This is a genomic window from Glaciecola sp. 2405UD65-10 (genome assembly GCF_048820975.1).
In the GTDB taxonomy this organism is placed as follows: Bacteria; Pseudomonadota; Gammaproteobacteria; order Enterobacterales; family Alteromonadaceae; genus Glaciecola.
In genome coordinates, this window is the sequence record NZ_JBMEUF010000002.1 from 455,137 (window position 1) to 469,473 (window position 14,337).

A 14,337-nucleotide genomic window follows, 5' to 3' on the forward strand; every position below is an offset into this window, starting at 1 on the left:
CGTGGAAAAAGCAGGTGTAATTGCTGAAAAAAAAACCGATTTACTAAAATGTTCGGAAATTTAGTGAACTTTTTATGTTTATTTGGTTCGCTCAAGCTTGGGGCTTATTCGGTAATACTAGGGTTTATATTTCTGTGATTTATAAACAGCTTAATTAGTTTGTCTGAAAGCTTACTAAAATCTACAAACTCTTTTGTTTTAGAATTGATATTAATGGCGACCGCCATTTTGTATTGGGGCAAGTCTATTAACCAGCTTTGGGCTCCTCGTGAAACACCACCATGTTTTGCATAAACTGTTGGTATGGCTCATTTGTCGCTTCCCGCATTATTGCAATAAGTAATACCATGCCAAAGCGCACTGTTTATGTATAGAGGTCGATCAAGTTTTGTAGCTATATTAGGCCATTAAAATACTGTGGAATGGCAAGTTTGTGTAGGCATTTTCGTAAAGCACCGTATTATAGCGCTACGTGGCCTCAAGGAAATTGCCGCCTGCGAAGTAATGATGTTAAGAAGTTGAACCTTTTGCATTACCGCTTATTCTGGCCACTCCTCTTCACTTAAAATCTTATGTGCAATGAGTTCACGCCTTAGCTCTTCAATGGTTTTCTTAAGCTCGTCACGAATGACCCTAATTGCCGGGGAAATAAGTTGGCGGCTTGGGAGTACAAGCCACATTTCGGTTAAGGGAATCTTATAGTTCGGCATTAAGCGCACAAGTTTTTTTGAAAGTAAATCATGAGCTACGTCTATAGCTGATTTTTTAGCAATGCCCTCACCATCAATACACCATCGCCTTACAATATCGCCATCATTTACGGCTCGGTCACTGTTCATCTTTATTTTGTATTTTTGCTTGGAGTTATAAAGCTCCCAGCTATCATTAACCACTTCATACAGCTTGTACAGTAGCGCGTTGTGTTTAGATAAATCGCCTGGATTCGCAGGCTGGCCGTGCTGTTCAATATACTTAGGTGCGGCGCACAGAACATGGGGGATATTACAAATTTTAAAACCATACAAATTAAGATTTTTTGCAGCGTCTTTAGTAATTGCGCGTAGCGCAACATCCACACCGTCACGATAAAAGTCAGAGCGGCTATCACTAGCATGCAAGCGTAAACTAACTTCGCTATATTTGCGCATTACTTTATTGAGTAAAACCCGCATAAGGTTACGCCCCATTTCAGATGACACGGCAATACGCACCTCGCCACTAATAGACTGTTGCTCTTCGTTTATTAACACTTGTCCTTGCTGAAGTAGATCTAAAGCTTGTTGGCAAAGTGGTAAATAGCGCTCACCTTCTGGCGTAAGGCGTAATTGCCGCGTAGTTCGAACAAACAACTGGGCACCTAAGGCTTGTTCAATGCGTTTTAACGAGACACTCGCAGCAGATGAGCTCATATCGAGCTTGTTTGCTGCAGCCGTTATTGAATGTAGCTCTGCCACTTTCAATAATACTTCTAAATCAGCAATTTTCATGATGCACTCTTTAACCATTAAGGAAAATAGCTAATCTATTATCCACGTTTTCGGGAAAGTGTATTAAAGATTTGCCCATTTATCGAATTAATTTTTAGCTTTAATATGGCTGTATACTAATTCAGAGGAACGTTTACATGTCACGAATTTTACAAGTATCAACATTGGCTTTAGCGGCCACCTTATTGTCACCTATCGCTTTTGCTGAAAGTGCAAAATCTAAAGTAGTGGCGGCCAGTGATATAAAATGGGGTTATTTAAATCCTCTTCGTGGAGATAAAAGCCCAGGGGCGGCCGACTTATGGGGAAACCGCACTACCGATACTGCCACTGGCATGTTAGTTAGGTTTAACAAAGGTTTTGAGTCACCGCCGCATATACACAACATTACCTACAAGGGGATCGTAATTGAAGGACAAATGCACAACGATGATCCTAATGCTGAAAAAATGTGGATGCCACCTGGTTCATATTGGACACAACCTGCTGGAGAAGACCACACTACAGCCGCCAATGCTGAAACCAATCTTATTTACCTTGAAATAGATTCTGGCCCTTATTTAGTTAAGCCGTCAGAAGAAAAGTTTGATAACGGTGAGCGCCCGCTTAATTTGCATAAAGACAACATTGTTTGGTTGAACGATACCAATTTAGTTGATATTCAAGCACCCCATGTTGAAGCCACTTTTGTTTGGGGTAGCCCAGCTGAGATGAATGGCTCTATGCTTAAGTTACCAGCTGGGTACGAGGGTAAAATTTCCACTAAGGCAAGTGAGTTTAGAGCGGTCGTGATTGCAGGGGCCCTTGAATATACTTCTGAGGAGCAGCCAACAAAACTCAATTTAAGTGCCGGTAGCTATGTTGAATCAAGTGGTATATTTAGCCATGAAGTGGCCAATACAGGTAGCACCGATGCCATTATTTATATCCGAACTAACGGCAAGTATCACGTAAAATAAAACGTAAAATCGCGAGCAGTAAATAGTGTTGCTAGCGATGTTTATAAACATTTTACTGCAATTGAAGCCAGTCCATTTCTAGCGCTTCATCGTTAATGACTATATACATAGATTGGCCAGTAATAGTTAAGCTTATATCTGTAGTTCGGCTTACGCGGGTACTTAAAGCTTGGATACTTTCCCAGTTAAATTGAAATACTGAAATAGGTAATGTAGATAGTAGCGCTTGAGATTGCTTCCACCATACATCTGACTTTGAGTTAAAGGTATAAACTAAGGTTTCTTTGGCAAGCCGACATGCTTTTTTCATTCGCTCAAAACTAGGTTCGCCCACATCAAGCCATAAATGCAATTGATCATCTAAGCCTTTCAGCCAAATATCAGGCTCATCTACCGAGCTTAAGCCTTTCGTAAATGCCAACAGCTTCTCAGCATCTTGTGCACAGTGAATACAATAAGCCATCACGCGCGCCATCATTCTTTCTATAGTTTCAGAGGGGTGCTGCGCTACTGTTAATTGCAAGCTATCGTAATAGTCATGATTAAAATCAGACAAAGCAATTTTAAATTTATAGATGGTTGGCTTTAAGGCCATATGGGGTAAACTCCAGTGAACAAAGAATGAAACAAGCAAGTACAAACGTTTTAAGGCCTGCATCATACCCATGACCAAACCTAAAAGCATTAACTATGCAAGCTTACTTGCCTTACTAACAGGACACGCGTGACCACTAGCCCATTACCAATACTTGCTTTAGGTGACCAAAATGCCGCTTTTAAGGTTTATATGGCCAACAAGCCGAATTTTGATTTTGGTGTTAACAACCACCTTATTCATGCCTTACAAAAAGGTGATATCTACGCCTGCGGACAAGCCTGTGGCAATGGCTGGCGTAAAGTATTCAATGTGTATGCGAAACTCGTTTATGCTGCCGCCCTACCCTTATTAGGCTCGCAAAATTTTACTTGTTGGCAAGATTACCGTGATGGCTTGCTCTTGCAAGAAAGCAGCAACACAAGCCTCCATTTTCCCTCACCTAATATTGACTTTGAGGCTAATAAAGCATCTATTGTGCACTTAATAATGGGTCGCACTTATGCAAAAACTTTGGACTGTGCGCCTGAGCTGCACTGGCTAGATGAGGAATTTGCAATTCACTATGCCAAGCGCATTATAGTTTGCCCCTATTTTGATTACCGCCAACTTTCAAACATTAAAATAGTGCGCCTAGTTGCCCTTATTAATGCTTTGAAATGATCAAAACGCGTTAATTAAAGCTATAAATAGTATTATTAATTTTAAGCGAAGCGTTGGCATGCATCTTCTAAAAATTTATCCTGTACTGCTTGTCTGCTTTCTATTGGGTTTAACAAATATGGGAATGATAGTGAGAGCACAGCCAAACTTAAGTATTTCCTTTGATAAGCCTGAAGAACTTGCAAATTGGGTCATTATTAATGACACCGTAATGGGCGGCAGGTCTGAGGCAAAAATACGCTTAGAAGATAATTTGTTATCTTTTACCGGCAGTTTGTCATTAGCGAATAATGGCGGATTCGCGTCAACCCGCAGAGCCTATTCTCCCGTACAATGGCTACCTGAAAACGCATTAAAAGTAACTATTTTAGGCGATGGTCGAAGCTACCAGTTTAGGTTGCGTACAAATAAGAATATGGATGGTGTCAGCTATGTTGCTGAATTTAAAACTAGCGCAAATGAACCACAAATATTACACTTTACTCTGCAAGATTTTACTCCGCAATATAGAGGAAGGGTAGTACGTGGTGCGCCAAATTTAGCATTTGAAGACGTAGTACAGTTAGGCTTTATGTTGGCTGATAAACGCCCGGGTGAATTTAAGTTAAAGGTTCAATCTATCACTCAAGTTATTAATCCTAGTTAGGACATATTTTATAAACACGCTCAATGTTCGTTTTTCTTACAGATTTCTACACCCACTCTTCGTATTAAGCTTACTAAGTTCCGTCGCGCTCTTAGCAAGCAAGCCCGTATTTTCGCAAACCTTTAATCATAAACTCGATCTTCAATTAAGAGCTGATGACCGGACTTCTCAAGACTTACGCTATCAATATCGGGCACGTTATTACCCCCAATTGCAATTTAATAGCACTTGGAGTGTAAATGGTTTTGTTGTAACAGGTGATTCATTTGGTTCAAGCCATAATACGATTGATGATGGAAAGGCCGATGATGTGTATCTTAGGCGTGTATATTTGCGTCACGAAAGTGATTACGGGAAAACTGAAATAGGCGTAATACCCACATATAAAGGCCGCGTATCATCTTCAGGCTTGTCTAAAGATGGCTGGATTAAAGGCGCTAGACACGTGCGCAGTTTGGGCAACGATAAACTAGAGATTGTGGTAGGGCAGTTGAGCTCGCTTGACCCTGCAAACGCATTGCATAGTCCCGAAAAACTGGATTACCTTGAAATAGAGTACTCAGCCAATATAAACGAGAGCTGGAGCTACGAAATAAGTGGCGAAAGAATGACTAAGGCAAATTTTGTAAGAACCGAATTGCGTTATGCTATGTTTGATAAAAGCGCTGTATTTGCTGAGCTAGTCTCGCGCGTTGACAACAGTAAAGTAAAAACGGTAATTGGTTTAGACGGCGAGTTTACGCTACAAGATTACCCTATTGAGTATTTTGCTCATTATTCTTATGTAAGTAGCAACTTTGGTTTGCGAGCTGAATTAACCGAAGACTTCTTAGGAACCGGCCATGGTTTTTCTGCTGAACTAAGCGGTGATATTCGCGATTCAAAGTTTGCTTGGTTTGTAAGGTATGACACAGTAAACAGTAAAAATAGGATACTCACTGGTATAAGCTGGTCTTTGTAGTTTACTTATCGGTAGTTGACCACTTAAAGCATGCTGTTAATTTGCTGCACTTTGTTAAGTAGAATAAGCCCATCATTTTTCGCACTAAAGGAATATTATGCAAAAAAATAAATTGTTGATCATAGCTGCTTGCTTGAGCTTTTTCGCCGCCTTACTTCATATTGCTTGTATATTCGGTGGCCCTGACTGGTACCGTTTCTTTGGTGCTGGCGAAAACATGGCGCAAATGGCTGCAAATGGTGATAGTTACCCCACCATTGCGACGCTCGTTATTTCGTCGGTACTTATAGTATGGGGGCTATATGGACTTTCAGGCGCAGGTTTACTCTTTAAGCTACCGTTTTTAAAGACCTGCTTAGTATTAATCACTGCGGTATACCTATTGCGCGGCCTAGCGGGATTAATCCTCCCCTTTATAACAGATCACCCTGCTATTCATCATAACTCCATTACATTTTGGATGGTGAGCTCGGTGGTGTGTTGTATATATGGTATTTTCTATTTATTGGGAACTAAACGTTTGTTTCGTTAATTTCCTAGGGATGCTGCCGCTTAAACCATGCTAGGCTCAAGCCCGATAAAAACCCAAACAAATGTGATTCCCACGAAACGTAAGCGTTACTGGGTAATATTCCCCAAACTATTGTGCCGTAAAATACAGCCACCATGATTGAAATAAGAAAAAGCGATATTCGATTTTGCAACCAGCCGGCTAGCACTAAGTAGCCAAAATACCCATACAACAGCCCACTTGCGCCAAGATGATGCGCTGGACGCGCAAACAGCCACACACAAAGGCCTGATATCCCAATAATCAGCAAGGTTAATGTGAAAAATGACAGCGCATTTTTACTCGCACTGCGCCCTGCTTTATGGGCAAATTGTGAGACTAATAATGCGAATACCGCCAAAGTCGTAATGTTGGAAAAAAAGTGCGACAAACTCCCATGTAAAAATGGCGAGCTAAAAATAAACGCAATATGTGATAAATCACGAGGCACAATACTGTATTGATTCAACACCCGCCCAGTAAACACATTAAGCAATTCAATTAATGCGAAAAATCCTAAAAAATACCAAAGGTATCTAAGTTGCTGCAAGTACCGTGAAATACGTTTCAAATTGCTTTCCTATTAGTTTACCGAATGCTTTTTCGCGATGGTTTTACAAGCCATACTCAGTCAAATTTTAAAATCAAACTGGCCTCAACCTTATAGTTAAGGCCCATCCTCTTTTTAGTGCGGTACTACTTATCTTGCATCAAAACAGTGCGTTAATTACTATGATATTTACTTAAAACATTTTGCAGGGACATTTAAGTATGTAAAAACCATTGTAATTAAACTATTAAAAACAAACGCTTACTAGGTCTGATCATTATTTGACCAAGCGGTCAGTAATTTGGCATCTATCATGCTATGCAGTGTAAATAAATTTGAACAAATCACATTTTGTTTTGTCAGCCCCCAGCCAAAGAAGTAAAGGAAACGCTATGAGTAAGCCAAAATTTTCTGCTAAATCCAAATTAGCAACAGCAATATCACTGAGTATTGCTATGAGTATGCCTATGTTAGTACATGCTCAAGAACAAGCAAGTTCAGATGAAGATGTAGAAAAAATTGAAATTGTTGGTTCACTAGGGAGTTTACCTGGTCAAGATTCTGAAGCTGTTTTCGGTTTTGGTAAGTCACTTATTGAAACACCACGTTCTGCATCTTCAATTTCGTTAGAGCAATTAGAGCGTTTCAGCATTTCTGATATCGATGAACTCATTACCTTCGCTCCAGGTACCTTTACACAATCATTCTTCGGCGTAGCAGGTTCGCTAGATGTTCGTGGTACACCCGGCGAAACATATTTTAGAGGCGTAAAACGCCTTGATAACCCTGGTAACTATGCAACACCTATTGGTGCATCTAGCCAAATCGATATTGTTCGTGGCCCTGCCTCTCCCATTTACGGCCCAGCTAAAATTGGTGGTTATCTTAACTTTATTCCTAAGTCAGCACGTGCAAGCGGCGGCCAGTACTTAGAAGAGCCAACAGGTGCAGTTTCATATACACGTGGTTCGTGGAATGAAAATGTTATAACTGCCGAAGTGGGTGGCCCTGCTGAAGTTGGTGGAAAAGAAATGGGTTATTACGTATACGCTGAGCACGAAAACTCAGACAGCTACTATGAAAACTCAGGTACTAAACAAAACATTATTCAAGCTGCCCTAAACATTGATATTAATGATGACTTATTCATTGAGTTTGGCGGTATGCATCACAAGTATGATGGCAACCAAGTAGCGGGCTGGAACCGTTTAACACAAGACTTGGTTGACAACGGCACCTACATTACAGGTACAGCACAATCACTCGATACTGATGGAAACGGCTCTATATCGCACGCGGAATATGGCGCGGTGAACATAGCAGGAAATAGCTTCTTCTACGTACCAGGCGCATCATTCACTGACGCTGAAGCCACTGCTTTAATGGCCTTAGAAAACGTGGGTACTACTCAGCTTAAGCGCAGCCAAGTGCTGGTAGCGGAAGATGACGTACTTGAAAACACGGTTAACACTCTTTATTTTGATATTACCTATTTTGCTGACAATGGTTGGGAAGTTAAAAACCAATTATTCTATGAGGAGTATGACAACCTCAATGAAAATGCTTACGGGTTTTCGCAATTTCATGATAGCTCAGTTATTGAAAATAAACTTATATTCGCCAACGAATTTGAAATTGACAGTTTAGTCGCGCAAGTGCAAATTTCACCATCAGTTCGCCACACTGAATTTTTACACGGTGATGATTTTACTTACGAATACTTTAACCGCCGTGACCTAACAATGGCTTCGTCAGCACTTGATCGCCGTGAGTTGTCTACCCGCATTAATGATAACTATGACAATTATGATGATGGTAAATACACCAACTTTGGTCTTGCTGCTTTAACTGACTTAACTTGGGACTTTGGTTTAAGTGTTTTACTTGGTTTGCGTTACGACACCATTAACATTGATTCAAAAAGCCGTGGTGATTTGCTTCTTCAAAAAGGCCCTATTGTAGACGCAGAAGACACCGTTGAAGGTTTATCTTGGAACACCAGTATTTCTTGGAAATTTGACAACGGTTTAGTGCCATATATTACCGCTGCTGAGCAAGCCACGTTGGTTGCAGGCCAAGGTGCAGAAATTGGTGTTGGCCAATTAACTGATGGCGCATTTGATACCTCTGAGTTATTCGAATACGGTATTAAGGGTTCATTGTTGGACGAAACGCTTTACTTTGCATTATCAAAGTACAAGCAAGAACGTACCGATTTTAGTGCCCAAGCAATCGTAACTAACGCAACTACTGAGAACGAAGGTACCGAGTTTGAACTTCGTTGGGTAGCCACTGACCAGCTCGTTATTGGTGCCGGTTATACTAACTTGAAAGTAACTAACCTAACGGCGCTTGATGGCGGAACACAGTTTGGCTTCTTAGGTTTGGAAGATTTAGTGAACCTTGAAGACCCATCGTTAGTGTTAGGCGGTAACGTAATTGGTTTGAACCTTGTAGGCAACGAATCACAAGCACGTAAGGCTGGTATTCCTGAGAATATCTACACCTTAAATGCCACTTATGATTTCCAAAACGGATTTGCTCTAAATGGTAGCGTGGTTAAAGCAGACAGTACTTACTCTAGCTTCTCACAATCGGTTAAGTTACCAGGTTACACCCTTGTAAACGCAGGTGTGTTTTATGAAGCAGACGATTGGACAGCCAGTTTTACAGTTAAAAACTTAACAGATGAGAAGTACTTTAGAGCTAACTTCCCTGATTTGTTCGGTGCGCAAATTGTATTACCAGAGCTTCCTCGACATTACTCTGCTAAGTTCACTTATAAGTTCTAAGTTAACTAGCAAGTACCAATGTTAATTATCTCAAACACCTCTTTGATTGTGTCAGTCAAAGAGGTGTTTTACATTTACTCCATTAAAGTAGGATAAACCATGGTCAACAATGCGCGTAAATTGTGTAGCTTGGTATGCAGCGCAATGCTCATGCTAGCTTGCACACCAACCATCGAAGTAGATATTGAAAATGCAGACACCGCAATAAAGCCACTTGAAATAAAAGTCGTTGTGGTCACTATGTTTGAAATTGGCGAAGATGAAGGTGATAAACCGGGTGAATTCCAACTTTGGAAAGCGCGCCAACAATTAGATACACAGTTTGCGTTCCCCGCTTCACATCATGACATTTTCGTAAATGAAGACACCGGTGTTATGGGCATTGTTACTGGTATGGGCACGGCAAAGGCAGCATCAGCGGTTATGGCCTTAGGCCTTGACCCACGCTTTGATCTTAAAAATGCATATTGGTTAGTGGCAGGCATTGCAGGCGTTGATCCCCAAGACGCCTCAATAGGCTCAGCGGTTTGGGCTAAATGGTTAGTAGACGGTGATCTTGCTCACCAAATAGATGCACGCGAAATACCTAGCTCATGGAACAGTGGTTATTTTCCTTTATTTAAAAACCAGCCCGTTGAAGAAGGGGAAACGGTTGACCAAAATGCAATTAAAGCATCAAATTCAACCAATGGTGAAGTTTATAAGCTTAATCATGGCTTAAGTGATTGGGCTTACCAGTTAACAAAAAATACTGTTTTACTGGATTTACCGCAAATGGCTGAACTAAGGGAAAACTACAAAAATTATCCAAACGCGCAAAAACCCCCCTTTGTATTGCAAGGTGATCAACTTGCCGCATCTACATTTTGGCATGGCGCAATACTTAACGAATGGGCAAATAATTGGACAGCATATTGGACCGGCGGTGAAGGGAATTTCGTGACCTCTGGGATGGAAGATACCGGCAGCTATCAATCAATATTATATTTAGACAAGGCTAAACGCGTAAACAAAAATAGATTCATGGTGCTGCGTACTGCTAGTAATTACAGCATGCCTTACGATGCATTAAGCGCAGCAGATAATTTAGCGGCGGAAAGCGGCGAAACAGGTTTTGCAGGGATGGAGTCAGCATTAGAATCAGCCTACAAAGTTGGCTCTACTGTTGTTGATGAAATAGTGAATAATTGGGAAGATTATAAACACAATACACCCCAATAGATTGACGCTTAAGGTTTACGCTTATAAGCATTTAGATTACTCAAATTAATACCCAAAGAAGGCAAATATGTTTACAAGAATTACTATAATTTTCATGTTATTGCAGTGCAGTTTATTTAGCTTTGCAGAAGAAGCGCAATACGGCCCCCGAACATTTGCAGAAGGTGAAAAATGGACCGCCATAGTGGCTGCTTATACGCCTGAAATTAAAGCCATTGATAGCGCTTTTTCGAAAATGGATGACGCACAAATTGACCGCGTTGTCACAATTAAAGGGGTTAAGTATCAATTGGGTACTTATAAAGGAGAGCCCATTGTTATTTTTACTACGGGCATAAGCATCCCTAACGCCGCAATGACAATGCAAATGGCCCTTGATTACTTCCCTATTGATAAGGTCATAATGATGGGGATTGCAGGGGCAGTTAATCCTGAATTCCATCCTGGAGACATTGCCATTCCTGAGCGCTGGTATTTTCATGATGAGTCAGTATATGTAAACCCTGACCCAAGTGAAGAAGGCAAATTTGTATTACCTGATTACTACGAAAACGCATTAAAAGCATATAAAGAAAGAGAAAAAACAGATCCACATGCGCCAAAGTATAAAAACTATGGCTTTATGCATCCTGAAGAAATGTCGGTAATAAAAGAAGGCTGGGACTCGCCTAAGCAAATGCCCTATTTTAGCGTATCTGAAAACTTGTTTAACATTGCTAAAAAGACCTTAAAAACCATTGATACGATCAAGTTACCCTCTGGAAAACCTATTCAAGTAGTGGCTGGCGGAAACGGCGTGAGCGGTTCAGTATTTACTGATAACGCGAGTTATCGTAAATGGCTTCATGACGTATACAGCGCGCAAGTTACTGAAATGGAGTCAGCTGCTGTGGGCCAAGTCTGTTTTGTTAATGACGTTGACTGGTTAATCATTCGTTCAGTCAGTGATCTTGCCGGCGGACAAGAGGGCAAAAACGTTGAAAACGTATTTGACGCAATCGCATCAGGTACAGGCACTAAACTGTTAATCGGTATTCTAAATGAGATAGTGGCAGAGTAATCACTATCCTTTTAGTCCCCTCCCCGTAGCGTGAATTGACCTTCACGCTACGCTTCTCTTTTTATTCAAAACGCTTGCACATATCTCTACCTCAAATAAATTGTTATATAAACCCACACATGCGATACACTGTGCCTAATTAATCAAAATTTAGGACTTATTTGTCTCATGAAATTACTTGTTCGTAATTTATCTAGAACCACCAGCGAAAACGCTCTTTTTGAATTGTTCGCTGATATTGGTCCAGTGCAATCTTGTAACTTAGTTTTAGACCAAGCCACTGGCGAATCTAAAGGTTTTGCCTTTGTTGAAATGCCTAAGGTCGGCGATGCGAAAATAGCGATTAATAAATTGAATAATCTTGATTTAGATGGCAGTAAAATTCGCGTGAAAAAAGCCTCTACACCGGCGCAAGATAGCTAAGCACCATGTCAAATCAAGCACCTAATAAAAGTACTGGCGGTGATGGTGACCCATTACACGGCATAACACTTAAAAAAGTTGTGGAAACCTTGGTAGAACAATACGGATTTGAAGAGCTAGGCCGTAGAATTAACATCCGCTGTTTTACCGATAATCCTAGCATTAAATCTAGCCTCACATTTTTGCGTAAAACGCCCTGGGCGCGCGCTAAAGTTGAAGCCTTGTACTTACAGTCACACAAATAAATAAAGGAGTGAAACATTGGATATTGAGTTAAATAGTTTAGCCAGCAATAGCGTTTACCATTTAATGACTCAAACAATAGTACCTAGGCCAATAGCGTGGGTACTTACCGAAAATAATGATAACACTCATAACTTAGCCCCTTTTTCTTATTGCAACGCGGTGTGCAGTGACCCGCCTTTGCTTATGATTTCAATGGGCAAAAAGCCTGATGGCAGCGCCAAAGATACCGGCGTAAATTTAGCCTTAGGTCAGCATTGCGTGGTGCATATTGCGCACACCCAACAAGCCGAGTTAGTCAGTGCAAGTGCTGCAACCTTAGCCTACGGCGAAAGTGAAACCAAGCACAATAATATATCGCTTGTTAAGCACAGCAACTGGCCCTTAAAACGAGTTGAAGATGCACCTATCGCATATTTGTGTAAAGTGCATAGCCGCCAAGAAATAGGCAATACGCCCCAGCAATTAATTTTTCTAGAAGCTCTCTCGTTATATATTGACGATACCGCCGTAAGCGAAGAAAACGGACGAATAAACGTAGATGCGCTAGCTATTGACCCATTAGCCCGTTTAGGTGCAAACCAATACGCTAATCTTGGCAATGTGTTTAGTAAAATTCGGCCCGACTAAGCAAAGTTTTGCCAAGGGCTAATATGAACTTAAGGTACCACCTAATAAAATGAGTAAACAATAACTCGCTATGAAAATTCCAAAACGATTACTGCCATTAGTAGAAGACGGCTTAATTGACGAAGTGCTCTATCAACTAATGAGTGGTAAAGAAGCCACCGTTTACGCAGTAAAAAGCCAAGGCGAAATTAGATGTGCCAAAGTCTATAAAGACGCGCTGAAACGCAGCTTTAAAAAAGCCGCTCAGTATCAAGAAGGCAGAAAAGTGAGAAACAGCCGGCGCGCTCGCGCAATGGAGAAAGGCTCAAGTTTTGGCCGTAAACAGCAAGAAGATGCGTGGCAAAATGCTGAAGTAGATGCCCTGTTTACCCTTTCAGCGGCAGGTGTAAGAGTGCCGCAGCCATTCGGGTGTTACGATGGCGTGTTATTGATGGAGTTGGTAACAAATGACGAAGGTGATGTAGCACCGCGCTTGAATGATGTGAGCATGTCAAAAGAACAAGCCCTTGAAGACCACGCACAAGTTATGTTTTATGTAATGCTTATGCTGTGTGCAGGCATTGTGCACGGTGATTTATCAGAATTTAATGTATTGGTAGATGACTACGGCCCCGTTATTATTGATTTACCCCAAGCCGTTAATGCGGCGGCAAACAACAATGCGTTTGCAATGTTGGCGCGCGATGTAAAAAACATGACTGACTACTACAGTGAGTTTGCGCCCGAATTACAGCAAACCTACTATGCGCAAGAAATGTGGGCCTTGTTTCAAGCCGGTGAACTCACTCCTGACACGCAACTTACAGGTGAATTTGAGTTTGATGAAAGTTCAGCGGACGTAGATACTGTACTAGAGGAAATAAAAGCAGCCTTTGAAGAAGAACAAGCGCGCCTAGAGCGTATGCGAGACGCTAACAGCGATGAGTGATCATGAGCGTTTGCTTGCTAAATTAATGTCAGCCTTGCAGTCTATGAAAGCGCAATTGATTGAAGGCAAAAGCGAGTTTGATATTATTGCTAGCCTAAAGCAAAACCCTCATAACATCTTTAATGAAGACGCTTTAAAAGACCCTCTTATGCTGTTTCAAACCCATTTTGTCCTTTTTCACGCGCTGTATACTTTGCGCCAAGAGTGGCGAAGCAAGCAAGAAGGCGAGTTAGAGATTAGTGCGCTTCGTATTCAGCTACTTCCATTAGTTGCCACGAGTAACAATCAGCAAAAGCATGCTATTGAAGCACTTGACCCACTTAGCACTTACTATTTAGATTGGAATAATTTAGTGCAAACTAATGAGCAAGAAGTAGAAAGTTTACTAAATAGCTTTTGGCAGAAAATGGCGATAGATGACGGCCGCGGAGCTTATAGTGACACCGATATTCAAGCTGCAAAACTGTGCTTGGGCCTGCAAAACGAAGTGAACATTAGCCAAGCGTTAATCAAGCAACACTATAAAAAGCGACAGCATCAACACCACCCGGATAAAGGAGGCAGTGTTGACGCATCGCAAAAACTACAAGATGCCTACCAACTGTTGCTCAGCATTACGCCTGAATAAG

The 14,337-nt window shown here is 41.2% G+C and carries 15 protein-coding genes and 1 pseudogene; 13 read left to right on the plus strand and 3 right to left on the minus strand.

The annotated features are described in order from the left end of the window. Positions 1–539 precede the first annotated feature (539 nt). Positions 540–1,487, minus strand: a complete 948-nt coding sequence (locus ACOI22_RS14145) for a LysR family transcriptional regulator (RefSeq protein ID WP_420672767.1) — start codon at positions 1,485–1,487, stop codon at positions 540–542. 137 nt (positions 1,488–1,624) lie between these two features. On the opposite strand from ACOI22_RS14145, the gene ACOI22_RS14150 reads away from it, so the two are divergent. Next, positions 1,625–2,446 (plus strand): DUF4437 domain-containing protein, encoded by an 822-nt coding sequence (locus ACOI22_RS14150; RefSeq protein ID WP_420672768.1) that lies wholly within the window; start codon positions 1,625–1,627, stop codon positions 2,444–2,446. Between the two features lie 52 nt (positions 2,447–2,498). Here ACOI22_RS14150 and ACOI22_RS14155 read toward each other — a convergent pair whose 3' ends face one another. Further along, entirely contained in the window at positions 2,499–3,041 is a 543-nt protein-coding gene (locus ACOI22_RS14155) for a YaeQ family protein (RefSeq protein WP_420672988.1), read from the minus strand. Between the two features lie 129 nt (positions 3,042–3,170). Here ACOI22_RS14155 and ACOI22_RS14160 point away from each other — a divergent pair, with 129 nt between their 5' ends. From ACOI22_RS14160 to ACOI22_RS14175, 4 genes are all read left to right on the plus strand, one after another. Beyond that, positions 3,171–3,704 (plus strand): DUF6942 family protein, encoded by a 534-nt coding sequence (locus ACOI22_RS14160; RefSeq protein WP_420672769.1) that lies wholly within the window; start codon positions 3,171–3,173, stop codon positions 3,702–3,704. Between the two features lie 118 nt (positions 3,705–3,822). Then, positions 3,823–4,350, plus strand: coding sequence for a CIA30 family protein (locus tag ACOI22_RS14165; RefSeq protein WP_420672770.1), 528 nt, complete (start codon positions 3,823–3,825; stop codon positions 4,348–4,350). A gap of 211 nt (positions 4,351–4,561) precedes the next feature. Then, positions 4,562–5,311 carry a hypothetical protein gene (locus ACOI22_RS14170; RefSeq protein WP_420672771.1) on the plus strand — a complete coding sequence of 250 codons (750 nt, stop codon included), beginning with the start codon at positions 4,562–4,564 and terminating at the stop codon, positions 5,309–5,311. A gap of 97 nt (positions 5,312–5,408) precedes the next feature. Further along, positions 5,409–5,843 carry a hypothetical protein gene (locus ACOI22_RS14175; protein WP_420672772.1) on the plus strand — a complete coding sequence of 145 codons (435 nt, stop codon included), beginning with the start codon at positions 5,409–5,411 and terminating at the stop codon, positions 5,841–5,843. 4 nt (positions 5,844–5,847) lie between these two features. Here the strand turns inward: ACOI22_RS14175 and ACOI22_RS14180 are convergent, their stop codons facing one another. Then, on the minus strand, positions 5,848–6,432 hold the full coding sequence (locus ACOI22_RS14180) for a rhomboid family intramembrane serine protease (protein WP_420672773.1): 585 nt from the start codon (positions 6,430–6,432) through the stop codon (positions 5,848–5,850). Positions 6,433–6,803: 371 nt separating this feature from the next. On the opposite strand from ACOI22_RS14180, the gene ACOI22_RS14185 reads away from it, so the two are divergent. The 8 genes and pseudogenes from ACOI22_RS14185 (at position 6,804) to ACOI22_RS14220 (ending at position 14,336) form a co-directional block, all read left to right on the plus strand. Further along, the gene (locus ACOI22_RS14185) at positions 6,804–9,203 is read left to right on the plus strand and encodes a TonB-dependent siderophore receptor (protein ID WP_420672774.1); all 2,400 of its coding nucleotides are present in this window, start codon (positions 6,804–6,806) and stop codon (positions 9,201–9,203) included. 99 nt (positions 9,204–9,302) lie between these two features. Continuing rightward, positions 9,303–10,424: a purine nucleoside permease gene (locus tag ACOI22_RS14190; RefSeq protein WP_420672775.1), complete on the plus strand. Its 1,122-nt coding sequence runs from the start codon at positions 9,303–9,305 to the stop codon at positions 10,422–10,424. 94 nt (positions 10,425–10,518) lie between these two features. Beyond that, positions 10,519–11,484, plus strand: a complete 966-nt coding sequence (locus tag ACOI22_RS14195; protein ID WP_420672989.1) for a purine phosphorylase — start codon at positions 10,519–10,521, stop codon at positions 11,482–11,484. A 168-nt stretch (positions 11,485–11,652) separates the two neighbouring features. Beyond that, the gene (locus ACOI22_RS14200; RefSeq protein ID WP_420672776.1) at positions 11,653–11,907 is read left to right on the plus strand and encodes an RNA recognition motif domain-containing protein; all 255 of its coding nucleotides are present in this window, start codon (positions 11,653–11,655) and stop codon (positions 11,905–11,907) included. A gap of 5 nt (positions 11,908–11,912) precedes the next feature. After that, positions 11,913–12,149: pseudogene (locus ACOI22_RS14205) on the plus strand (VF530 family DNA-binding protein); the annotation flags it as partial. Between the two features lie 19 nt (positions 12,150–12,168). Beyond that, positions 12,169–12,780 (plus strand): flavin reductase family protein, encoded by a 612-nt coding sequence (locus ACOI22_RS14210; RefSeq protein ID WP_420672777.1) that lies wholly within the window; start codon positions 12,169–12,171, stop codon positions 12,778–12,780. 70 nt (positions 12,781–12,850) lie between these two features. After that, positions 12,851–13,708 carry a PA4780 family RIO1-like protein kinase gene (locus ACOI22_RS14215; protein ID WP_420672778.1) on the plus strand — a complete coding sequence of 286 codons (858 nt, stop codon included), beginning with the start codon at positions 12,851–12,853 and terminating at the stop codon, positions 13,706–13,708. Then, positions 13,701–14,336, plus strand: coding sequence for a DNA-J related domain-containing protein (locus tag ACOI22_RS14220; RefSeq protein ID WP_420672779.1), 636 nt, complete (start codon positions 13,701–13,703; stop codon positions 14,334–14,336). The genes ACOI22_RS14215 and ACOI22_RS14220 overlap by 8 nt, the downstream gene beginning before the upstream one ends. The last annotated feature ends 1 nt before the right edge of the window (position 14,337 follow it).